We start from the raw sequence: 17,649 nt of genomic DNA on the forward strand, positions 1-17,649 counted from the left end.
CCATCAATCTGTGGAGCTACCTTAGGGATTCGCTGCGCTCAGGGACAATCAACGCTTTCGATAGTGGTCATTGATCACAGTGAGGGCTGCATCAGTCGACAACCTGGTCGAGCATGTGCACCACTTCGCGCTCATTGAGCAGGCCCTTGTGCACGAGATTCTCCGCCAGCAGCGAAAGAAACTTGGCGCAGCGGTGGCCTTCCAGGTGTTTCAGTTCAGTCAGCGCGCTGTACACCTTGCTTGAAGTGCACAGGCCGACGATGCGGTGCGGATTTTGAGTAGGCATGGGTCGTCCTTGTTTTTATCAACCTGTTGTTTACGGACGGATTCAGATTGCGGTTCCGTCATGACAAATAGATGACCGTTCTGTGTTTTGCCCCCGACGGTCAAGTCCATCATGCCGACTTTAGCTGCCGGGACTGTCCTCACAGCGACCTTGGCGAGATTTTTTCAGACTTGGCCCGACCGACGGTCATAAAAAAGCCCCGCTATAAAGCGGGGCTTGTTGGTTGCGATTACCAGCGCGGGCCACCGTAGTAGCCGTGTGGCCGGCCGTAGTAGCCGCGTGGTGGGCCGTAGTAGACCGGGCCAGGCACGTAGACCGGTTGTTGCACATAGACCGGCGCCGGCTGGTAGTAGACCGGTGGCGGAGGCTGTTGCACATAAACCGGTGCCGGTTGAGCGTAAACAGGCTGTTGCACGTAGACCGGCCGGTCCTGGTTGATCAACGCGGAGCCGATGATGGCCGAGCCGACGATCGCACCAAACACTGCCGGACCCTGCCAGCCACCGCCGTGGGCTTCTGCCTGACCTGTGATAGCGAATGCACCAATCAACAAGGCCACGATGGGGAGTTTACGAATCATGATAATTCCTCGGTTCTTCGACCCGGCGTCCGGGCCTGCACCAGGCCCAAAGTTGTCGCGGGGATACTTCTATGACAGCGAAATTCTGAAAATCAGCACAGCCGCTGGGTAAATTTTGTGTAAGGTCTGTACCGGCTTCTTTACCGGTCGGTCAAAGGGGCTCGCAGCCCGTTGCAGACAGGCGCCTATGATCGTCCAGAACCCGATGGAATGGCTAACTCCGTCCATCCGAAAGTCCGTTTTGAAGGAGAAGTTTCATGCAGATGAATCCCAACAAAGACACCCAGCTGTGCATGTCCCTGTCAGGGCGCCCCGGGAACTTCGGTCTGCGGTTTCATAACCATTTGTATGAGCAGTTGGGCCTGAACTTCTATTACAAGGCGTTCAGCAGTCAGGATCTGCCGGGGGCTGTTGGCGGGATTCGTGCGTTGGGGATTCGCGGTTGCGGTGTGTCGATGCCGTTCAAGGAAGCGTGCATTGCGCTGGTCGATGAACTGGATGCGTCGGCGGCGGCGATCCAGTCGATCAACACCATCGTCAACACCAACGGCCACCTCAAGGCCTACAACACCGACTACATCGCCATCGCGCAATTGCTGGAAACCCACGCGGTGCCGAAGGATTCGACGTTCGCCCTGCGCGGCAGCGGCGGCATGGCCAAAGCGGTGGCCAGTGCCTTGCGCGATGGTGGCTACAAGAATGGCTTGATCGTTGCGCGTAACGAGCGCGCCGGACGGGCACTGGCGGACTCGCTGGGCTATCGCTGGCAGGCGGAGCTCGGCGAAGAGCGGCCGCAGATGCTGATCAACGTCACCCCGGTGGGCATGGACGGCGGGCCGGAGGCCGGGCAACTGGCGTTCGAGCCTGAAGTGATCCAGGCCGCCGACACGGTATTCGATGTGGTAGCGATTCCGTCCGAGACGCCGCTGATCGTGCGTGGGCGGGCTGAGGGCAAGAAGGTGATTACCGGGCTGGAAGTGATTGCGATCCAGGCGCTGGAGCAGTTTGTGCTGTACACCGGGGTGCGGCCAAATGAAGAGCAGTTTGCGGCGGCGGTGGCATTTGCTCGCAGCTGATCATTGAGTTTTGCGCTGATCCATCGGGCCTCTTCGCGAGCAAGCCCGCTCCCACAGGTATCAGGTTGCAACACAACCAGGTGAGCAACCACAAATCCTGTGGGAGCGGGCTTGCTCGCGAAGGCCGCGACTCGGTTGTTAGTCGGTTGCCTATACTGCGGCCTCAGCAAGCCCAGACTTGCCCCTCATAAAAAACCTGACCGAGGCCCGCCATGCACCCACCCATCCTCAACCTGCACCAGGTCGAACTCGAATCCCTGCCCGAAGCCCTTGCTCCGGAGGGCGAAACCGCTGGCCGCTATCAACAACGCATGGCGCGCATCGGCCAGCAGCTTGGTGCGCAGAAACTCGGCTATCGGTTGTACGCCTTGCCGCCAGGCATGCGCGGCAGTCCGTTTCACAGCCATCGGGTCAATGAAGAGATGTTCTATGTGGTGGCCGGGAAGGGCGAAGTGCGGCTGGGGGCCGAACGCTTTCCGATCCGCGCGGGCGACGTGATCGCCTGCCCGCCGGGCGGCCCGGAAACGGCGCATCAGATCATCAACACCAGCGACGCGGAACTGCGTTACCTGGCGGTCAGCACCCAGCAGCAACCGGATATCTGTGAATACCCGGACTCCAACAAATACGCGGTGATGGACAACTTCAAAGTCGATGACCAAGGCAATGCGTCAGGCTTCGTTGCCGTGGCGCGGCAGGCGGATGGTGTGGATTACTGGGATGGTGAATAAATAGAGATCTTCGGCTTGGTGCAGACCCTGTGGGAGCGGGCTTGCTCGCGAATGCGGTGTGTCATTCACAGTGATTCGACTGACACAGCCCCTTCGCGAGCAAGCCCGCTCCCACCATAGGATTGGGGGTGATTATTCGAGGCGCGCCAGGCGCTCTTCCAGTGCGGCAATCCGTGCTTCCAGCTCTTCGATTCTCTCCACGGAAACGCCGCTGGTCGAGCGTTCCCCAGGATTCTGCCGCGACGCCAGGATCGCCTCGATATCTGCCGGATCGCCCAGCGCATGGGTGTAGCGGTCTTCGCGCTGACCGGCCTGACGTGGAATCAACACCGCCAGTCCGCGCGCGATCAGGCGTTCAAGCTGATGCACCACTTGCTCGGCATCTTCGAAGTCGTGCATGCGGCCGCTGCGGGTCAGCAGCTCATTCACCGTCTGCGGGCCACGCAGGAACATCAATCCGCTGAGAATCACTTGGGCCGGCACCAGCTCCAGTGCCTTGTCGAGCTTGTGCTCCCAGCGATCGGCGCGACTGCCCATGACCAGTTTGGCGTAACCGTGGCTTTCCAGCGCCCGCAGGCTCTGGCCAACCTGGCCTTGAGTCAGGTTCATCACCGGTTCACGGCTGGTTTTCTGATTGCAGGCCAGCACCAGTGCATTGAGGGTCAGCGGGTAGGTTTCCGGGCTGGTGGCCTGTTTTTCGATCAACGAACCCAGAATGCGGATTTCCGTGGCGTTGAGCCGTGGTTCGTCGGTGGTGGTTGCAAGTTCGGTGGTCATCGCGCGTTCCCTCTGCAGTCGAAGGCGCCTAGCCTAATCCTTGGCTAACAAAAGGCAAGCCGTGTGGTCATCAAGCATGGCTATAATCGCCTCCACGTTCCACCCAGCCACTACACGAGACTGCCATGACCATTTCCCTGTACGCCGCATCCGTCCCGGTTTTTCAACAAATGCTCAACGCCCTGAGCGATGTCCTGAAAAAGGCTGAAGCCCACGCCACCGAGAAAAACATCGACCCGAACGCCTTCCTGCAAGCGCGCCTGTACCCGGACATGTTCCCGTTGGTACGTCAGGTGCAGATCGCCGTCGACTTCGCCAAGGGCGTTACTTCGCGTCTGGCTGAAGTCGAAATCCCGAAATATGACGACACCGAAACCACCTTCGCCGAGCTGCAGGCGCTGATCGCCAAGGTCCTGGCCTACATCGGCGAGATCAAGCCGGAGCAGATCAACGGCAAGGAAGGCATCGAGATCGTGACCCGTCCGGGCACGCCGAAGGAGAAGCGCTTCAGCGGCCAGGCTTACCTGCTGAGCTACGGTCTGCCGCAGTTCTTCTTCCACGTCACCACCACCTACGCGCTGCTGCGTCACAACGGTGTTGAAGTGGGTAAACGCGATTACATGGGCGCGTACTAAATCGTTAGAAGCCCTCACCCTAGCCCTCTCCCAGGGGGAGAGGGGACTGATCGCGTTGTTTGTTCGAGATACGCCGACTTGATCTATCGAGTCGAACTCAAGACTTGAATGCGACAAAGATCGGCTCCCTTTCCCCCTCGCCCCTTGGGGGGAGAGGGTTGGGGTGAGGGGGGAAAGATCTCGGCCACAAAAAAGCCCGCCAGGGTTCACACCTTGGCGGGCTTTTCATTGCAGCAATTGTTACGCAGTGCGCTGGGCTTTCGCCTCTTCACCCAGGCACGCCGCGGCGGTAAACAGCACATCGGTGGACGAATTCAACGCCGTCTCCGCCGAGTCCTGCAACACCCCAATGATGAAACCGACCGCCACCACCTGCATGGCAATCTCGCTCGGGATACCGAACAGGCTGCACGCCAGCGGAATCAGCAGCAGCGAGCCGCCGGCCACGCCCGAGGCGCCACAGGCGCAGATCGCCGCGACGACGCTGAGCAGAGTCGCGGTTGGAATGTCCACGGCAATCCCCAGCGTGTGCACCGCGGCCAGGGTCAATACGGTGATGGTGATCGCCGCGCCGGCCATGTTGATGGTTGCCCCCAGCGGGATCGATACCGAGTAGGTGTCTTCGTGCAGGCCCAGGCGCTTGCTCAGTTCCAGGTTGACCGGAATGTTCGCCGCCGAGCTGCGGGTGAAGAACGCGGTGATGCCGCTTTCGCGCAGGCACTTGAGGGTCAGCGGGTACGGGTTGCGACGGAGTTTCCAGAACACGATCAGCGGGTTCATCACCAGCGCGACGAACAGCATGCAGCCCAGCAGCACGCCCAGTAGATGCGCGTAACCGATCAGTGCGCCGAAGCCCGAGGTCGCGAGCGTCGAGGCCACCAGACCGAAAATGCCCAGGGGGGCGAAACGAATCACCACGCGCACGATCAGCGTCACGCCGTTGGACAGATCGCCGAGCACTTCGCGGGTGGTGTCACCGGCGTGGCGAATGGCAACGCCCATGCCGATCGCCCAGGCGAGAATGCCGATGAAGTTGGCGTTCATCAGGGCGCTGACCGGATTATCGACCACGCTCAACAGCAGACTTTGCAGCACCTCGGCGATGCCGCCTGGCGCGGTGACTGACACGTTGTCGGTGGATAACACCAGATGCGAGGGAAACGCCATGCTGGCGACAACCGCCACCACCGCCGCAGCGAATGTGCCGAGCAGATAAAGAAACAGGATCGGCCGGATGTGGGTTTCCTGGCCGTGCTTGTGGTTGGCAATCGACGCCATCACCAGCACGAACACCAGAATCGGGGCCACGGCTTTCAGTGCCGAGACGAACACTTTGCCGATGAACGCCGAGCCTTTCGCCGCTTCCGGGGCGAACAGCGCCAGAGCGATACCGGCAATCAGGCCGATCAGGATCTGCGTGACCAGGCTGAGGTTTTTCAGGCGTTGCAATAGAGAAGGGGATGAAGCGGTCATAACGGCATCTCTGATTTTTTATAGGGTGCAAGGTTGCGTGAAACCGGTGATACATCGGGGGGCAGGTCACCGGCACGAACCGAAAGGGCTGACGCGCCATCAACGCTGTTAAACAGGCCGCTGAATAGGGTGTACGTTTTTCAGGGCGCGGACTTTATCACAGCGTAGGCGTTATCCTTCAGGCCTGTGACGATCTGCCACCGGATTGATCGGCAAGTCGGCAGGTTTGTGCAAGTCAGCCCGGAAACACTCTGTTAAGATTCGCCATCCTCATTTTCATAGTCTGCCAGCGGGCCTCTTGGTCATCGCTGGTGTCGTCGTTTTGCTGGAGTTGCTCATGCTGTTGCCCATTCTTCTGTTGTCCGCCGCCGGATTCACGGTGCTGACCACGGAATTCGTCATCGTCGGCCTGTTGCCGGCCATTGCCCGCGACCTGGCGGTAACCATTCCGCAGGCCGGTTTGCTGGTGACTCTATTCGCTTTCACGGTGGCGATGTTCGGTCCATTTTTGACCGCGTATTTCGCCCGGTTCGAGCGGCGCAAGTTGTTCATCACGATTTTGATCATGTTCGGCCTGGCCAACACCGTTGCGGCGCTGGCGCCGAACATCTGGGTCATGGCCATCGCCCGGTTGATCCCGGCGCTCGGCCTGCCGGTGTTCTGGGCCTTGGCCAGTGAGACGGCGGTGGACATCGTCGGCCCGGATCACGCCGGCCGCGCGATTGCCAAGATCGGCTTCGGCATTGTTTGCGCGACGGTGTTCGGCATTCCGGTGGGCACCTTGATTTCCGATGCGTTCGGCTGGCGCAGTGCATTCGCGATTCTGGCGGTGATCGCTTTCGCCAAGGCCTTGCTGCTGTTTGTTTACCTGCCGAAAACCAGTCTGCATCAGCATCAGGTCAGTTTCGCCTCGCAGTTCAAGATCCTGCGCAACCCGCTGATGATCGGCCATGTCGTATTGTCGATCCTGGTGTTCAGCGGCATGTTCACCGCTTACACCTATCTGGCCGACATTCTTGAACGGCTGGCCGGGTTCAACGGCACGGTGGTCGGCTGGTGCCTGATGGGCTTCGGTGCGGTCGGGCTGATCGGCAACTCACTGGGCGGTCGCGCGGTGGATCGTCATCCACTGGGCGCCTCGGTGTTGTTCTGCGCGTTCATGATTGCCGGCATGGTCTCGCTGGTGCCGAATATTCACTCGACGGTGGGGCTGGCGGTGGCCATGGGCATCTGGGGCATCACCCAGGCTGCGTTGTTCCTGGTCAGCCATGTACGCCTGATGAAGGCCGCACCGGAAGCGCCAGCCTTTGCCGCCTCGCTGAATATCGCCGGGGCCAACCTCGGGATCGGCCTCGGAGCGATGATCGGCGGGCGGGTGATCGACAGTGCCGGCCTGGGTTTTCTGGGGTTCGCCGCTGCCGGGTTCATTCTGTTGTCGGTGTTCCTCGCCATGGTGCTGATGACGCTCAAACCGCGCGAAGCGTGCGCCCAGGCGTCATAACGCGGTAAACAGCTCGCGTCGGGCACCTTCGGTAATCGCAACGATGCCGGGGTGCTTGACCTTGCGCTCCACCGAAATGGCATAGAACGACTCGGTCACCGCATCGGTCTGGCCAATCACTTCGACGCCGTACTGGCGTTTGACTTCATCGGCAATCACGCTCGGACCGATGAAGATCCCGCTGCCCGATTGGCCGAAGGCCTGCATCAGGGCGCTGTCATCGAACTCCCCGACGATTCGCGGCTGGATCTGCTGCTCGGCAAACCAGCGCTGCAAACGGCTGCGCACCACGGTTTCCGCACCGGGAATCAACAGCGGTGCGCCGTTGAGGCTGCGCGGGAAATCCTGCCCGTATTGCGCTGCCAACTTCGTGGTGGCGAAGAAACTGATCCCGCATTCGCCGAGCTTTTGGCTGTAGCCCTTGATGTCGAGGTGCGACGGCATCGGGCTGTCGGAAATCACCAGATCCAGGCGCTGGATCGCCAGATCCGCGAGCAGGCGTTCGAGTTTGTCTTCGCGGCAGGTGATGCGCAGTGGCTCGTGCAACTCCATGGTCGGCGCAATCAGGCGGTAGACGATGGACTTGGGCACCACGTCCGCCACGCCGACGCGGAACAGGATCTGCTGCTCGTTGGGCTGGGCGCGCAGCATCAGCTCCAGTTCGCCGCCTAACTGGAACATCTGCTCGGCATAGGGCAGGGCCTGACGCCCGGCTTCGGTCAGCTCCAGCTGACGGCCGACCCGTTGAAACAGTTCGATGCCGTAGGTTTGTTCGAGCAGCGAGATCTGCCCGCTGATGGTTTGTGGCGTGAGGTTAAGTTGCTCGCAGGCACGCACGATGCTGCCGGTCTTGGCGACCACCCAGAAGTAATGCAGTTGTCGGTAGTTGAGCATCGAGCAATGGCCTCTGACTGGATTGCGCAGTGTTCGTTAAAACCGAAGTATAGCCGCTAAAAATACGAATTTTCCTGAAGTGTTTGTCTCCCTAGAATGCCCAGCCATCGACGGGTGGTCTGTGACCCTGTCTGTTCATTCGAAGGAAGTCCCATGAAATACACAATTCCAGCGTTGATGTTTACGTCTTTACTGCTTATGGCCGGTTGCGATCAGGCCGAGAAAAGCGCCCAGCAGTTGATGGGCAAGGCCGCCGAAAGCGCCAAACAGGCGATCGACGACACGCACAAGGCTGCTGAACAAGCACTCAGCGACGCCACCGGCGGCCTGATCGAGAAAAAAGAAACACCGGAAAAAGACGCGGAAAAATCCGAATCTTCCTCCAAGACCATCTAAACCGTCTTACACAGAGTCAGGACTGACCCATGGAATATCTGTTAGAACTCGCCGCCAGCCCCGCCGCCTGGGTTGCTTTGGCCACACTGGTGGTGATGGAAATCGTGCTCGGCATCGATAACCTGATCTTTATTTCGATCCTGACCAACAAACTGCCCGTGCAGCATCGGCAGAAGGCGCGGCGCATCGGTATTGGCATGGCGCTGATTCTGCGTCTGGCTCTGTTGAGCACCATCGCCTTCATCGTGCAGTTGACTGCCCCTGTGATCGAAATCATGGGCCAGGCGTTCTCTTGGAAGGACATGATCCTGATTGCCGGTGGTCTGTTCCTGGTGTGGAAAGCCACGACCGAGATCCATCACAGCATGGACCCGGCACCGGAAGACCCGAAATCCGCGACATCGACCGTGACCTTGGGTTTTGCGGCTGCGATCGGTCAGATCCTGATGCTGGACATGGTGTTCTCGATCGACAGCATCATTACTGCGGTGGGCATGACTGAGCACTTGCCGATCATGGTGATCGCAGTGGTGGTCTCGGTAATGGTGATGCTGTTCGCGGCTGAACCGCTGGCCAAATTCATCAACGACAACCCGACGGTGGTGATGCTGGCGCTGGGCTTCCTGATCATGATCGGCATGACGCTGATCGCCGAAGGCTTCGGCGCCCACGTACCGAAAGGTTATGTGTACGCGGCCATGGCGTTCTCGGCAGCGATTGAGGTGCTGAACATGATGTCGCGTCGGGCTAAGCAGAAGAAACTGGCGCAGCAGGCGTAAGCGCTGACCAGCCAAAAGCCCCCTGAGCGCCAAGCGTTCAGGGGGCTTTTTTATGGGCGGAACGTTTGCAGTATCAACGTTTGCAGTATCAACGTTTGCAGTATCAATGTGCGGTCGCGTGCCGTGCGTTGTGCTTTTGCGGTTTTTCGACCGCCACAGGTGGCTGCGGGTGATGGTGGCGCCGCGAAATTCGCAGCACGCCCCACAACATGGCAGTGGCCACGGCCAGCCAGCCGGCGATCAGCATTACGATAGTCATGGTCAGGCTCATCAGTGCCTCCTCTTTGCCCTGCATCGGGCACACACTTTTTCAGTTCGCTCTGTTTCAGTGACAGTCTAGACAATGGGGTGTTTCAGACTATTGACCAAAGGTCGGTGATGACCAATCAGTTCGCTCTATGCAAACGATCGGTCTGCGGTTTAAGGCTATACCGCAGGCGTGCGTCGCCCTATGATCGCAGGCGTTGCCGGAACACGATGACCGGCGTCTGACGAGAGTGATGATGGTGCAGGTATTTTCTCGATTGCGAGGGGCGTTGCTGGTGGCCGGTTGCGCGGCGGTGTTGGCAGGGTGTGCGGGCAGTGTCGCGCCGCAGGTCAAGCGTCTGCCGGAACGGGTCGAACTCAGCGGCACGTTCTATCGCGGCGAAGCCAATCAAAGTGGTCCGCAAGTGCTGGCCAGCCTGTTGTCGCAGCAAGGCATCATGATCACCCCGGGCTTGCTGGAAAAACCGTTGCATCTGCCGGGGGCACAGGATCAGTTGCAGCAGAATCTGCAGAACCTGGCCCGTGATTACGGCATGGTGGTCTACCCGCTGGACAAGAACCTGCCTGCCTTGTTGACTCAGGTGGCGGCCGGTTATCCGGTAATGGTACGTTTCAGTGAGGGCTCGGCGTTCTGGGCTGAACCGCGTTACGCGATCCTTTCCGGTTACGACCGGCTGAAACAGAAGGTGCTGTTGCGCGCCGGGATGAATCGCCGCGAACTGATGAGTTTCAGTTCCTTTGAATCCGCCTTCGAAAAATCCGGCGGCTGGGCGGTACTGATCCAGAAACCGTCGCAGATTCCTGCCGAAGTCGACCGCCAGCGCTGGCTCAAGGCTGCGGACGAGCTGGCGCAAGCCGGCCAGGAACGTGAAGCGGCGCAAGCCAGAAAGGCCTTGGCCACACATTAACCTTCCGTTCGTCATCTGCCGGGCACCCCTCACGCCCGGCACGCCTCTTAACGATAGAACCCGAATTCGCGGGTGAGTCAGGAGGCAAGCATGGCAGATTCCCCATCCCCGAAAGGCCCGCACTCGAGCGAGCATTCTTCCGGTCATGATCTGGGTTTCGATCCGGATTCACCGGATCTCGACGATCCGCAGGTTGATCCGGTCGGCCCCGCCAAGGCGCCAAAAGACGTGGAGCCTGGCGAAGACAGCAAGCGTCCGGCCAAGCCCTATGATCCGTTGGCTGATCTGAAACCATGAAGTGAGGTGCGTATGAGTACCGATTCCAGCTTCGACGATAAAAAACCGGACAGCGTGCCGACCACGCCTGAGGACGACGTGGACCCTGTGCTGGATCCGGACAGCCCGCTGCGCGATCCGCTGGCGCGACCTAATGTGCTGACGCCAGATCCGAGCGCTGGTGACGGCATTCCGGACGACGACAAAATGCCGTTACCCAATGATTGAATAACGGGTATTTAACCACTGGCTGAATACCTCTGTGGCGAGGGAGCTTGCTCCCGCTGGACTGCGCAGCAGGCCTTTTCTGTTAAAAAAGAAGGTCCTCTACGTGCCCCAGCGGGAGCAAGCTCCCTCGTCACAGTTGGAGATTTCTAATTACTTGGAGGCTTCGACCACGCCGCTCTGGCGCGACTTGAGGTTTTTCTCGGCCTTGTATTGCTGCGCAACTGCCGGGACGCTGGCGCTACGACCGGTTTCCATCCAGCTGCGGATACGGCTGGCATCGGCAAAATGCGTGTACTTGCCGAACGCATCGAGAATCACCAGGGCAACCGGGCGGTTGCTCATTCGCGTCACCAGCACCAGGCAATGACCCGCCGGGTTGGTGAAGCCGGTTTTGGTGATCTTGATGTCCCAGTCAGCCTTGTTCACCAGGTGATCGGTGTTGCGGAAACCCAGGGTGTAATTGGGCTTGCGGAACGCTACGGTTTTTTCCTTGGTGGTGGTCAGCTCGCTGAGGATCGGATGCTTGCTAGCGGCCACCAGCAGTTTGCTCAAGTCGCGGGCGGTGGACACGTTGCGTTCCGACAACCCGGTCGGCTCGACATAGTGCGTATTGGTCATGCCCAGCGCTTTGGCCTTGGCGTTCATTGCGGCGATGAACGCGGCGTAACCGCCTGGATAGTGATGCGCGAGGCTGGCGGCAGCACGGTTCTCCGAGGACATCAGGGCAATCAGCAGCATCTCGCGACGCGGCAGTTCGCTCTTCAGTTTGACTCGGGAGAACACGCCTTTCATTTCCGGCGTATGGCTGATGTCGACGTCGATCCATTCGTCCATGTTCTGGTGCGCTTCAACCACCACCAGTCCGGTCATCAGTTTGCTCACAGAAGCGATCGGTACGATCACATCCGGATTGCTCGAATAGATGACTTTATTGGTCTGCAAATCCATAAGCAGGGCGCTGCCGGAGGCGATCTTCAGTTGTGAAGCGTCGCGTGGCGCGGCGGTAGTTTCTGCGGCGTTGACCGTTGGCGTGACGAATGTGCCTGAAAAAGCAAAAACCAGGCTCAGGATCGAAAGACGAATTTTCACGCGGGCGAACTCATAAAGGTTGGATATTCCGTTAGTTTGTAACGGGTTATTTCTTCAAAGCGTCGCATTCTAGGAGTATGGCTGAAGATCTGTCGATGGTTGTTTGAATGACCTGAAAATCTCGTGAAAAGGCCTGTAAAAAGAGGGGTTTCCGGCGAACGGTTAGTGTTTTTTCTCAGATACGAAAAACCCCGCACAAGGCGGGGTTCTTTTATTGCGGAAAAACGTCTCAGGCGTGCAGGGTTTCTGCCGCGTAGAGGGTGTTTTCCAGCAGGCAGGCACGGGTCATCGGGCCAACGCCGCCGGGGACCGGAGTGATCCAGCCGGCGCGGGGCAGGGCGGTTTCATACACCACGTCACCGACCAGCTTGCCGTCGTCCTGACGGTTGATGCCGACGTCGATCACGATCGCGCCTTCCTTGATCCACTCACCCTTGACCAGTCCCGGCTTGCCGGCGGCGACCACCACCAGGTCAGCGCGACCGACGTGGCCGGCCAGGTCCTTGGTGAAGCGGTGGGTGACGGTCACGGTGCAACCGGCCAGCAGCAGTTCCATCGCCATCGGACGACCGACGATGTTCGACGCACCCACCACCACCGCATCCAGACCATAAAGGTCCACGCCGGTGCTTTCCAGCAAGGTCATGATGCCTTTTGGGGTGCACGGACGCAGCAACGGAATGCGCTGGGCCAGGCGACCGACGTTATAAGGATGGAAGCCATCGACGTCTTTGTCCGGGCGAATGCGCTCCAGCAGTTTGGAGGCGTCCAGGTGCTCGGGCAGCGGCAGTTGCAGCAGCACGCCGTCGATGGCCGGGTCGTCGTTGAGGCGATCGATCAGATCGGTCAGCGCTTCTTGAGTGGTTTCGGAAGGCAGGTCGTAGGCTTGAGAGAGGAAGCCGACCTCTTCACAGTCTTTACGCTTGTGCGAGACATAAACCTGAGAGGCAGGATCGCTGCCGACCAGGATCACCGCGAGGCCGGGAGTGCGCAGGCCTTGCTGGCGACGCTCGGCAACTCGTTGGGCGATCTGCTGGCGCAGGCTGGCGGCGATCGATTTGCCGTCGATTAGTTGTGCAGTCATTGCGCGTGATTAACCATCGAGAGGGGAAAAAAAGAGAACGCATTCTCGCATGTCAGGCGGTGAGGGCAAAGGCGCTTGGTCAGCAAATTCCCCTAACTCCTTTAATTAAATGAATTTTTTTCAAAAAGGATTTGACGACCTTGGGAGCGCTCTATACTATTCGTCGCACTTGTCGGGCACAGCCTAGCACTGGTTAAGAAGGTTGAGCGGAATTAGCGTTCTGCGAAGCTGGAAAGCATTTAGTTTGTAGTCCTCCAAGAGTACAGATTAATAAGGCGCCCGTAGCTCAGCTGGATAGAGCATCCGCCTTCTAAGCGGATGGTCGCAGGTTCGAGTCCTGCCGGGTGCGCCATTAGGCAGCTTTGGCACAAGTAGCGCGATATGGTGGGCGTAGCTCAGTTGGTAGAGCACGGGATTGTGACTCCCGTTGTCGTGGGTTCGATCCCCATCGTCCACCCCATATTTCGAAAGGCGTCAGATGTAACAGTCTGGCGCCTTTGCTTTAAAAAGCTTCATCTGCGGATGTGGTGGAATTGGTAGACACACTGGATTTAGGTTCCAGCGCCGCGAGGCGTAAGAGTTCGAGTCTCTTCATCCGCACCAATTAAAGCTTCATTCATGCCGCAGGTCTGATGAAGTTCAGCAAAGAAGTTGAATGGCTTTTTTGTGACGCAATATGGTGGGCGTAGCTCAGTTGGTAGAGCACGGGATTGTGACTCCCGTTGTCGTGGGTTCGATCCCCATCGTCCACCCCATATTTCGAAAGGCGCCAGATTTAACAGTCTGGCGCCTTTTTTGTTTTACGGCTGGTGGTTTGTCGCGCAGCGTTTCGGGTCGAAGGGCAGGGCGTTTCGTCGTGTTCAGGGGCTTGCTGTCAGTGTGCCGACCGCCGGCCATGTTCGCGGGATCAGCCGTCAGGGAGATGGCTCGCAGTCTCTTCTATATATAGAAGCGGTTGAAGCAGAGCCTTGGCGTGATGGTCTTTATTCGTCTTCGAGGTGGAGTGCATTGCTGCATTCACACCTATAAATGGCCTGCTGTTTTTTTACCCGTTTTCAGTAGGGTGACTTCTTGAGTTTGACCCACTAGAATGCATGCCCTTGATTCTGGGGTCGGAAACGGCCGGCTAACGTCTGTGCAACGAGGAATATCCATGCAAGTTTCTGTTGAAAATACTACTGCTCTTGAGCGCCGCATGAGCGTCACCGTGCCGGCTGAGCGCATTGAGAGCCAGGTCAACAAGCGTCTGCAGCAGACTGCCCAAAAGGCCAAGATTGCTGGCTTCCGTCCAGGCAAAGTGCCAATGAGCGAAATCAAGCGCCGTTTCGGTGCTGACGCTCGTCAGGAAGCTGTTGGTGATGTCATCCAGTCCTCCTTCTACGAAGCCGTGGTTGAGCAGAAGCTGAACCCTGCCGGTTCGCCTTCGATCGAGCCGAAGTCGCTGGAAGCTGGCAAAGACCTGGAATACGTTGCCGTATTCGAAGTGTTCCCTGAGTTCACCGTTGCCGGTTTCGACGGCATCACTGTCGAGCGCCTGAGCGCTGAAGTGGCTGACGCCGATCTGGACAAGATGCTGGACATCCTGCGCAAGCAGAACACCCGTTTTGAAGTGGCCGATCGTGCCGCTCAGAACGAAGACCAGCTGAACATCGATTTCGTTGGCAAGGTTGACGGCGAAGCCTTCGCTGGCGGCTCGGCCAAAGGCACTCAGCTGGTGCTGGGTTCCGGTCGCATGATCCCGGGCTTCGAAGAAGGCCTGGTGGGCGCTAAAGCGGGCGAAGAGCGCGTTCTGAACCTGACCTTCCCTGAGGACTATCAGAACCTGGACCTGGCCGGCAAAACCGCCGAGTTCACCGTGACTGTAAACACCGTTTCCGAGCCTAAGCTGCCAGAGCTGAACGAAGAGTTCTTCGCTCAATTCGGCATCAAGGAAAGCGGCATCGACGGTTTCCGCACCGAAGTTCGCAAGAACATGGAGCGTGAGCTGCGTCAGGCCATCAAGTCCAAGGTAAAAAATCAGGTAATGGACGGTCTGCTGGCCACCAACCCGATCGAAGTGCCGAAGGCTCTGCTGTCCAACGAAGTTGACCGTCTGCGTGTGCAGGCGGTTCAGCAGTTCGGTGGCAACATCAAGCCTGACCAACTGCCGGCCGAGCTGTTCGAAGAGCAAGCCAAGCGCCGTGTAGTGCTGGGTCTGATCGTGGCCGAAGTGGTCAAGCAATTCGACCTGAAGCCTGACGAAGCCCGCGTTCGCGAAATGATTCAGGAAATGGCTTCGGCTTACCAGGAACCTGAGCAGGTCGTGTCCTGGTACTACAAGAACGAGCAGCAACTGAACGAAGTTCGTTCGGTTGTGCTGGAAGAACAAGTTGTGGATACTGTTCTGCAGAAAGCTAGCGTGACCGACAAATCGGTCTCTTACGAAGAAGCGGTCAAGCCGGTAGAAGCTCCAAAAGCCGACTGATTGTTTTTGCGTTAAGAAGTACACACATAAGCCAGCCTTCGAGCTGGCTTATGCGTATTCAAGACATAACTATTTGGGAGTGACTGCAGAGCATGTTCCGTAATTCGTATATTCAGCAGAACTCTGATATCCAGGCCGCTGGCGGCCTGGTCCCGATGGTTGTCGAGCAATCTGCTCGTGGCGAGCGCGCCTATGACATCTACTCGCGCCTTCTGAAGGAGCGCGTCATTTTTCTGGTGGGTCCTGTAGAGGACTACATGGCCAACCTGATCTGTGCGCAATTGCTGTTCCTTGAAGCGGAAAACCCGGACAAGGACATCCATCTCTATATCAACTCCCCGGGCGGTTCGGTGACAGCGGGCATGTCGATCTACGACACCATGCAGTTCATCAAGCCAAACGTCTCGACGACGTGCATTGGTCAGGCGTGCAGCATGGGTGCATTCCTGCTGACGGCCGGTGCTCCAGGCAAGCGTTTCTGCCTGCCGAACTCGCGTGTGATGATTCACCAGCCACTGGGCGGTTTCCAGGGCCAGGCCTCGGATATCGAAATCCATGCCAAGGAAATCCTTTTCATTCGCGAGCGTCTGAACACGCTGATGGCCAAGCACAGCGGTCGTACGCTTGAAGAAATCGAGCGTGACACCAACCGCGACAACTTCATGAGTGCAGAAGCTGCGAAGGAATACGGCCTGATCGACGAAGTCATCAACCAGCGTCCTGCGTAAAATAAGCAGCTCAAAATAAGGTGGGTCGGCAGGTCCGACCACCAGCGGGCTTGAAAAAGCCCGCAATAGCCTTCATCTTGTGTTGCAAGCCTATCGGATTTGGATCGAACGAATGACTGACACCCGCAACGGCGAGGACAACGGCAAGCTGCTCTATTGCTCCTTCTGTGGCAAAAGCCAGCATGAAGTGCGCAAATTGATTGCCGGCCCCTCGGTCTTTATCTGCGACGAGTGCGTCGACCTGTGCAATGACATCATCCGCGAGGAGGTGCAGGAAGCACAGGCCGAAAGCAGCGCGCATAAATTGCCTTCGCCTAAAGAAATCAGCGGCATCCTTGACCAGTATGTAATCGGTCAGGAGCGTGCGAAAAAGGTTCTGGCCGTAGCGGTGTACAACCACTACAAGCGCCTGAATCAGCGTGACAAGAAGGCTGACGACGTCGAACTCGGCAAGAGCAACATCCTGCTGATCGGCCCGACAGGCTCCGGTAAAACCCTGCTGGCCGAAACACTGGCCCGCCTGCTGAACGTTCCGTTCACCATCGCTGACGCAACCACCCTCACTGAGGCAGGTTACGTAGGTGAAGATGTCGAGAACATCATTCAGAAATTGCTGCAAAAGTGCGATTACGACGTGGAAAAGGCCCAGATGGGCATTGTCTATATCGACGAAATCGACAAGATTTCCCGCAAGTCCGACAACCCGTCGATCACCCGCGATGTTTCTGGTGAAGGCGTGCAGCAGGCCTTGCTCAAGTTGATCGAAGGCACGGTCGCTTCCGTTCCACCGCAAGGTGGTCGCAAGCATCCGCAGCAGGAATTCCTGCAGGTCGACACCCGTAACATCCTGTTCATCTGCGGTGGTGCGTTCTCTGGTCTGGAAAAGGTTATCCAAAACCGTTCCACCAAGGGCGGCATCGGTTTCAACGCAGAAGTGCGCAGCAAGGAAGAAGGCAAGAAAGTTGGTGAATCCCTGCGTGAAGTCGAGCCTGACGATCTGGTCAAGTTCGGTCTGATCCCGGAATTTGTCGGTCGTCTGCCGGTTCTTGCGACGCTGGACGAGCTCGACGAGGCTGCGTTGATGCAGATCCTCACCGAGCCGAAAAATGCTCTGACCAAACAGTATGCCAAGCTGTTCGAGATGGAAGGCGTGGATCTGGAGTTCCGGACCGACGCACTGAAATCGGTCGCCAAGCGTGCCCTGGAACGTAAAACCGGTGCCCGTGGCCTGCGGTCGATTCTCGAAGGTGTGCTGCTCGACACGATGTACGAAATCCCTTCGCAGTCTGAGGTGAGCAAAGTCGTCATCGATGAAAGCGTGATTGAAGGCAAGTCCAAGCCACTGTATATCTACGAAAACAGTGAGCCGACGGCCAAGGCAGCGCCGGACGCGTAAGCGTCCACACTGCCGGAACAAAGAAGGGGCCTTCGGGCCTCTTTTTTTTTATGTCGTTTTTTACATCCGCTTTGCGCTTGT

The 17,649-nt window shown here is 58.2% G+C and carries 20 protein-coding genes and 4 tRNA genes; 16 read left to right on the forward strand and 8 right to left on the reverse strand.

Annotated elements, in window-relative coordinates:
- Window positions 1–91: 91 nt before the first annotated feature.
- Both E3Z29_RS12965 and E3Z29_RS12970 read right to left on the reverse strand, forming a co-directional pair.
- A complete protein-coding gene (locus E3Z29_RS12965) occupies window positions 92–286 on the reverse strand; it encodes a hypothetical protein (RefSeq protein ID WP_025108897.1) in 195 nt (64 codons plus the stop codon).
- A 229-nt stretch (window positions 287–515) separates the two neighbouring features.
- Window positions 516–866 (reverse strand): hypothetical protein, encoded by a 351-nt coding sequence (locus E3Z29_RS12970; protein WP_007965394.1) that lies wholly within the window; start codon window positions 864–866, stop codon window positions 516–518.
- 257 nt (window positions 867–1,123) lie between these two features.
- On the opposite strand from E3Z29_RS12970, the gene E3Z29_RS12975 reads away from it, so the two are divergent.
- On the forward strand, window positions 1,124–1,942 hold the full coding sequence (locus tag E3Z29_RS12975) for a shikimate 5-dehydrogenase (RefSeq protein WP_134785951.1): 819 nt from the start codon (window positions 1,124–1,126) through the stop codon (window positions 1,940–1,942).
- Window positions 1,943–2,154: 212 nt separating this feature from the next.
- The gene (locus E3Z29_RS12980; protein ID WP_134785952.1) at window positions 2,155–2,673 is read left to right on the forward strand and encodes a cupin domain-containing protein; all 519 of its coding nucleotides are present in this window, start codon (window positions 2,155–2,157) and stop codon (window positions 2,671–2,673) included.
- 132 nt (window positions 2,674–2,805) lie between these two features.
- Here E3Z29_RS12980 and E3Z29_RS12985 read toward each other — a convergent pair whose 3' ends face one another.
- Window positions 2,806–3,450 carry a YceH family protein gene (locus E3Z29_RS12985; RefSeq protein WP_134785953.1) on the reverse strand — a complete coding sequence of 215 codons (645 nt, stop codon included), beginning with the start codon at window positions 3,448–3,450 and terminating at the stop codon, window positions 2,806–2,808.
- A gap of 125 nt (window positions 3,451–3,575) precedes the next feature.
- Here E3Z29_RS12985 and E3Z29_RS12990 point away from each other — a divergent pair, with 125 nt between their 5' ends.
- Window positions 3,576–4,085, forward strand: coding sequence for a DUF1993 family protein (locus E3Z29_RS12990; RefSeq protein WP_134785954.1), 510 nt, complete (start codon window positions 3,576–3,578; stop codon window positions 4,083–4,085).
- A 240-nt stretch (window positions 4,086–4,325) separates the two neighbouring features.
- Here E3Z29_RS12990 and sstT read toward each other — a convergent pair whose 3' ends face one another.
- Window positions 4,326–5,558, reverse strand: a complete 1,233-nt coding sequence (gene sstT / locus E3Z29_RS12995) for a serine/threonine transporter SstT (RefSeq protein ID WP_134785955.1) — start codon at window positions 5,556–5,558, stop codon at window positions 4,326–4,328.
- Window positions 5,559–5,895: 337 nt separating this feature from the next.
- On the opposite strand from sstT, the gene E3Z29_RS13000 reads away from it, so the two are divergent.
- A complete protein-coding gene (locus E3Z29_RS13000; protein ID WP_007965383.1) occupies window positions 5,896–7,059 on the forward strand; it encodes an MFS transporter in 1,164 nt (387 codons plus the stop codon).
- Here E3Z29_RS13000 and nhaR read toward each other — a convergent pair.
- The gene (gene nhaR, locus E3Z29_RS13005; protein ID WP_134785956.1) at window positions 7,054–7,953 is read right to left on the reverse strand and encodes a transcriptional activator NhaR; all 900 of its coding nucleotides are present in this window, start codon (window positions 7,951–7,953) and stop codon (window positions 7,054–7,056) included. The two genes, E3Z29_RS13000 and nhaR, sit on opposite strands and share 6 nt — an antisense overlap.
- Window positions 7,954–8,106: 153 nt before the next feature.
- On the opposite strand from nhaR, the gene E3Z29_RS13010 reads away from it, so the two are divergent.
- Together E3Z29_RS13010 and E3Z29_RS13015 are read left to right on the forward strand one after the other, a co-directional pair.
- Window positions 8,107–8,349: a hypothetical protein gene (locus E3Z29_RS13010; RefSeq protein WP_007965379.1), complete on the forward strand. Its 243-nt coding sequence runs from the start codon at window positions 8,107–8,109 to the stop codon at window positions 8,347–8,349.
- 29 nt (window positions 8,350–8,378) lie between these two features.
- Complete coding sequence (locus tag E3Z29_RS13015) at window positions 8,379–9,128, forward strand: TerC family protein (RefSeq protein WP_027613902.1); 750 nt, start codon at window positions 8,379–8,381, stop codon at window positions 9,126–9,128.
- A 103-nt stretch (window positions 9,129–9,231) separates the two neighbouring features.
- Here the strand turns inward: E3Z29_RS13015 and E3Z29_RS29390 are convergent, their stop codons facing one another.
- A complete protein-coding gene (locus E3Z29_RS29390) occupies window positions 9,232–9,399 on the reverse strand; it encodes a hypothetical protein (protein ID WP_167734114.1) in 168 nt (55 codons plus the stop codon).
- Window positions 9,400–9,631: 232 nt separating this feature from the next.
- Here E3Z29_RS29390 and E3Z29_RS13020 point away from each other — a divergent pair, with 232 nt between their 5' ends.
- From E3Z29_RS13020 to E3Z29_RS13030, 3 genes are all read left to right on the forward strand, one after another.
- Complete coding sequence (locus E3Z29_RS13020) at window positions 9,632–10,303, forward strand: peptidase C39 family protein (protein ID WP_134785957.1); 672 nt, start codon at window positions 9,632–9,634, stop codon at window positions 10,301–10,303.
- Between the two features lie 90 nt (window positions 10,304–10,393).
- A complete protein-coding gene (locus tag E3Z29_RS13025) occupies window positions 10,394–10,600 on the forward strand; it encodes a DUF6021 family protein (RefSeq protein WP_007965370.1) in 207 nt (68 codons plus the stop codon).
- A gap of 12 nt (window positions 10,601–10,612) precedes the next feature.
- Window positions 10,613–10,807 carry a hypothetical protein gene (locus E3Z29_RS13030; RefSeq protein ID WP_047291581.1) on the forward strand — a complete coding sequence of 65 codons (195 nt, stop codon included), beginning with the start codon at window positions 10,613–10,615 and terminating at the stop codon, window positions 10,805–10,807.
- Between the two features lie 150 nt (window positions 10,808–10,957).
- On the opposite strand, the gene pbpG is transcribed toward E3Z29_RS13030, so the two are convergent.
- Window positions 10,958–11,896, reverse strand: a complete 939-nt coding sequence (gene pbpG, locus E3Z29_RS13035) for a D-alanyl-D-alanine endopeptidase (RefSeq protein ID WP_047597458.1) — start codon at window positions 11,894–11,896, stop codon at window positions 10,958–10,960.
- Window positions 11,897–12,125: 229 nt separating this feature from the next.
- Entirely contained in the window at window positions 12,126–12,980 is an 855-nt protein-coding gene (folD, locus tag E3Z29_RS13040; protein WP_003223627.1) for a bifunctional methylenetetrahydrofolate dehydrogenase/methenyltetrahydrofolate cyclohydrolase FolD, read from the reverse strand.
- Between the two features lie 275 nt (window positions 12,981–13,255).
- Between folD and E3Z29_RS13045 the strand changes: the two genes are divergently transcribed.
- The 7 genes from E3Z29_RS13045 to clpX all read left to right on the forward strand — a co-directional run bounded on the left by E3Z29_RS13045 (window position 13,256) and on the right by clpX (window position 17,568).
- Window positions 13,256–13,332, forward strand: a tRNA-Arg gene (locus E3Z29_RS13045).
- 32 nt (window positions 13,333–13,364) lie between these two features.
- Window positions 13,365–13,440 (forward strand) — tRNA-His (locus tag E3Z29_RS13050).
- A gap of 58 nt (window positions 13,441–13,498) precedes the next feature.
- Window positions 13,499–13,583: transfer RNA gene (locus tag E3Z29_RS13055), tRNA-Leu, on the forward strand.
- A gap of 76 nt (window positions 13,584–13,659) precedes the next feature.
- A tRNA-His gene (locus E3Z29_RS13060) sits at window positions 13,660–13,735 on the forward strand.
- 398 nt (window positions 13,736–14,133) lie between these two features.
- Window positions 14,134–15,444, forward strand: coding sequence for a trigger factor (gene tig, locus E3Z29_RS13065; RefSeq protein ID WP_027614582.1), 1,311 nt, complete (start codon window positions 14,134–14,136; stop codon window positions 15,442–15,444).
- A 92-nt stretch (window positions 15,445–15,536) separates the two neighbouring features.
- Window positions 15,537–16,172: an ATP-dependent Clp endopeptidase proteolytic subunit ClpP gene (gene clpP, locus E3Z29_RS13070; protein ID WP_007951559.1), complete on the forward strand. Its 636-nt coding sequence runs from the start codon at window positions 15,537–15,539 to the stop codon at window positions 16,170–16,172.
- 112 nt (window positions 16,173–16,284) lie between these two features.
- Window positions 16,285–17,568: an ATP-dependent Clp protease ATP-binding subunit ClpX gene (gene clpX / locus E3Z29_RS13075; RefSeq protein ID WP_003223632.1), complete on the forward strand. Its 1,284-nt coding sequence runs from the start codon at window positions 16,285–16,287 to the stop codon at window positions 17,566–17,568.
- Window positions 17,569–17,649: the final 81 nt, after the last annotated feature.

The sequence above is a fragment of the Pseudomonas sp. S150 genome (assembly GCF_004526365.1).
Classification (GTDB): domain Bacteria; phylum Pseudomonadota; class Gammaproteobacteria; order Pseudomonadales; family Pseudomonadaceae; genus Aquipseudomonas; species Aquipseudomonas putida_A.

Excerpts from the sequence above, each read along its gene's own strand:
- E3Z29_RS12965 (WP_025108897.1), bottom strand. The coding sequence starts at position 286 with ATGCCTACTCAAAATCCGCACCGCATCGTCGGCCTGTGCACTTCAAGC.
- E3Z29_RS12970 (WP_007965394.1), bottom strand. The coding sequence starts at position 866 with ATGATTCGTAAACTCCCCATCGTGGCCTTGTTGATTGGTGCATTCGCT.
- E3Z29_RS12975 (WP_134785951.1), top strand. The coding sequence starts at position 1,124 with ATGCAGATGAATCCCAACAAAGACACCCAGCTGTGCATGTCCCTGTCA.
- E3Z29_RS12980 (WP_134785952.1), top strand. The coding sequence starts at position 2,155 with ATGCACCCACCCATCCTCAACCTGCACCAGGTCGAACTCGAATCCCTG.
- E3Z29_RS12985 (WP_134785953.1), bottom strand. The coding sequence starts at position 3,450 with ATGACCACCGAACTTGCAACCACCACCGACGAACCACGGCTCAACGCC.
- E3Z29_RS12990 (WP_134785954.1), top strand. The coding sequence starts at position 3,576 with ATGACCATTTCCCTGTACGCCGCATCCGTCCCGGTTTTTCAACAAATG.
- sstT (WP_134785955.1), bottom strand. The coding sequence starts at position 5,558 with ATGACCGCTTCATCCCCTTCTCTATTGCAACGCCTGAAAAACCTCAGC.
- E3Z29_RS13000 (WP_007965383.1), top strand. The coding sequence starts at position 5,896 with ATGCTGTTGCCCATTCTTCTGTTGTCCGCCGCCGGATTCACGGTGCTG.
- nhaR (WP_134785956.1), bottom strand. The coding sequence starts at position 7,953 with ATGCTCAACTACCGACAACTGCATTACTTCTGGGTGGTCGCCAAGACC.
- E3Z29_RS13010 (WP_007965379.1), top strand. The coding sequence starts at position 8,107 with ATGAAATACACAATTCCAGCGTTGATGTTTACGTCTTTACTGCTTATG.
- E3Z29_RS13015 (WP_027613902.1), top strand. The coding sequence starts at position 8,379 with ATGGAATATCTGTTAGAACTCGCCGCCAGCCCCGCCGCCTGGGTTGCT.
- E3Z29_RS29390 (WP_167734114.1), bottom strand. The coding sequence starts at position 9,399 with ATGAGCCTGACCATGACTATCGTAATGCTGATCGCCGGCTGGCTGGCC.
- E3Z29_RS13020 (WP_134785957.1), top strand. The coding sequence starts at position 9,632 with ATGGTGCAGGTATTTTCTCGATTGCGAGGGGCGTTGCTGGTGGCCGGT.
- E3Z29_RS13025 (WP_007965370.1), top strand. The coding sequence starts at position 10,394 with ATGGCAGATTCCCCATCCCCGAAAGGCCCGCACTCGAGCGAGCATTCT.
- E3Z29_RS13030 (WP_047291581.1), top strand. The coding sequence starts at position 10,613 with ATGAGTACCGATTCCAGCTTCGACGATAAAAAACCGGACAGCGTGCCG.
- folD (WP_003223627.1), bottom strand. The coding sequence starts at position 12,980 with ATGACTGCACAACTAATCGACGGCAAATCGATCGCCGCCAGCCTGCGC.
- tig (WP_027614582.1), top strand. The coding sequence starts at position 14,134 with ATGCAAGTTTCTGTTGAAAATACTACTGCTCTTGAGCGCCGCATGAGC.
- clpP (WP_007951559.1), top strand. The coding sequence starts at position 15,537 with ATGTTCCGTAATTCGTATATTCAGCAGAACTCTGATATCCAGGCCGCT.
- clpX (WP_003223632.1), top strand. The coding sequence starts at position 16,285 with ATGACTGACACCCGCAACGGCGAGGACAACGGCAAGCTGCTCTATTGC.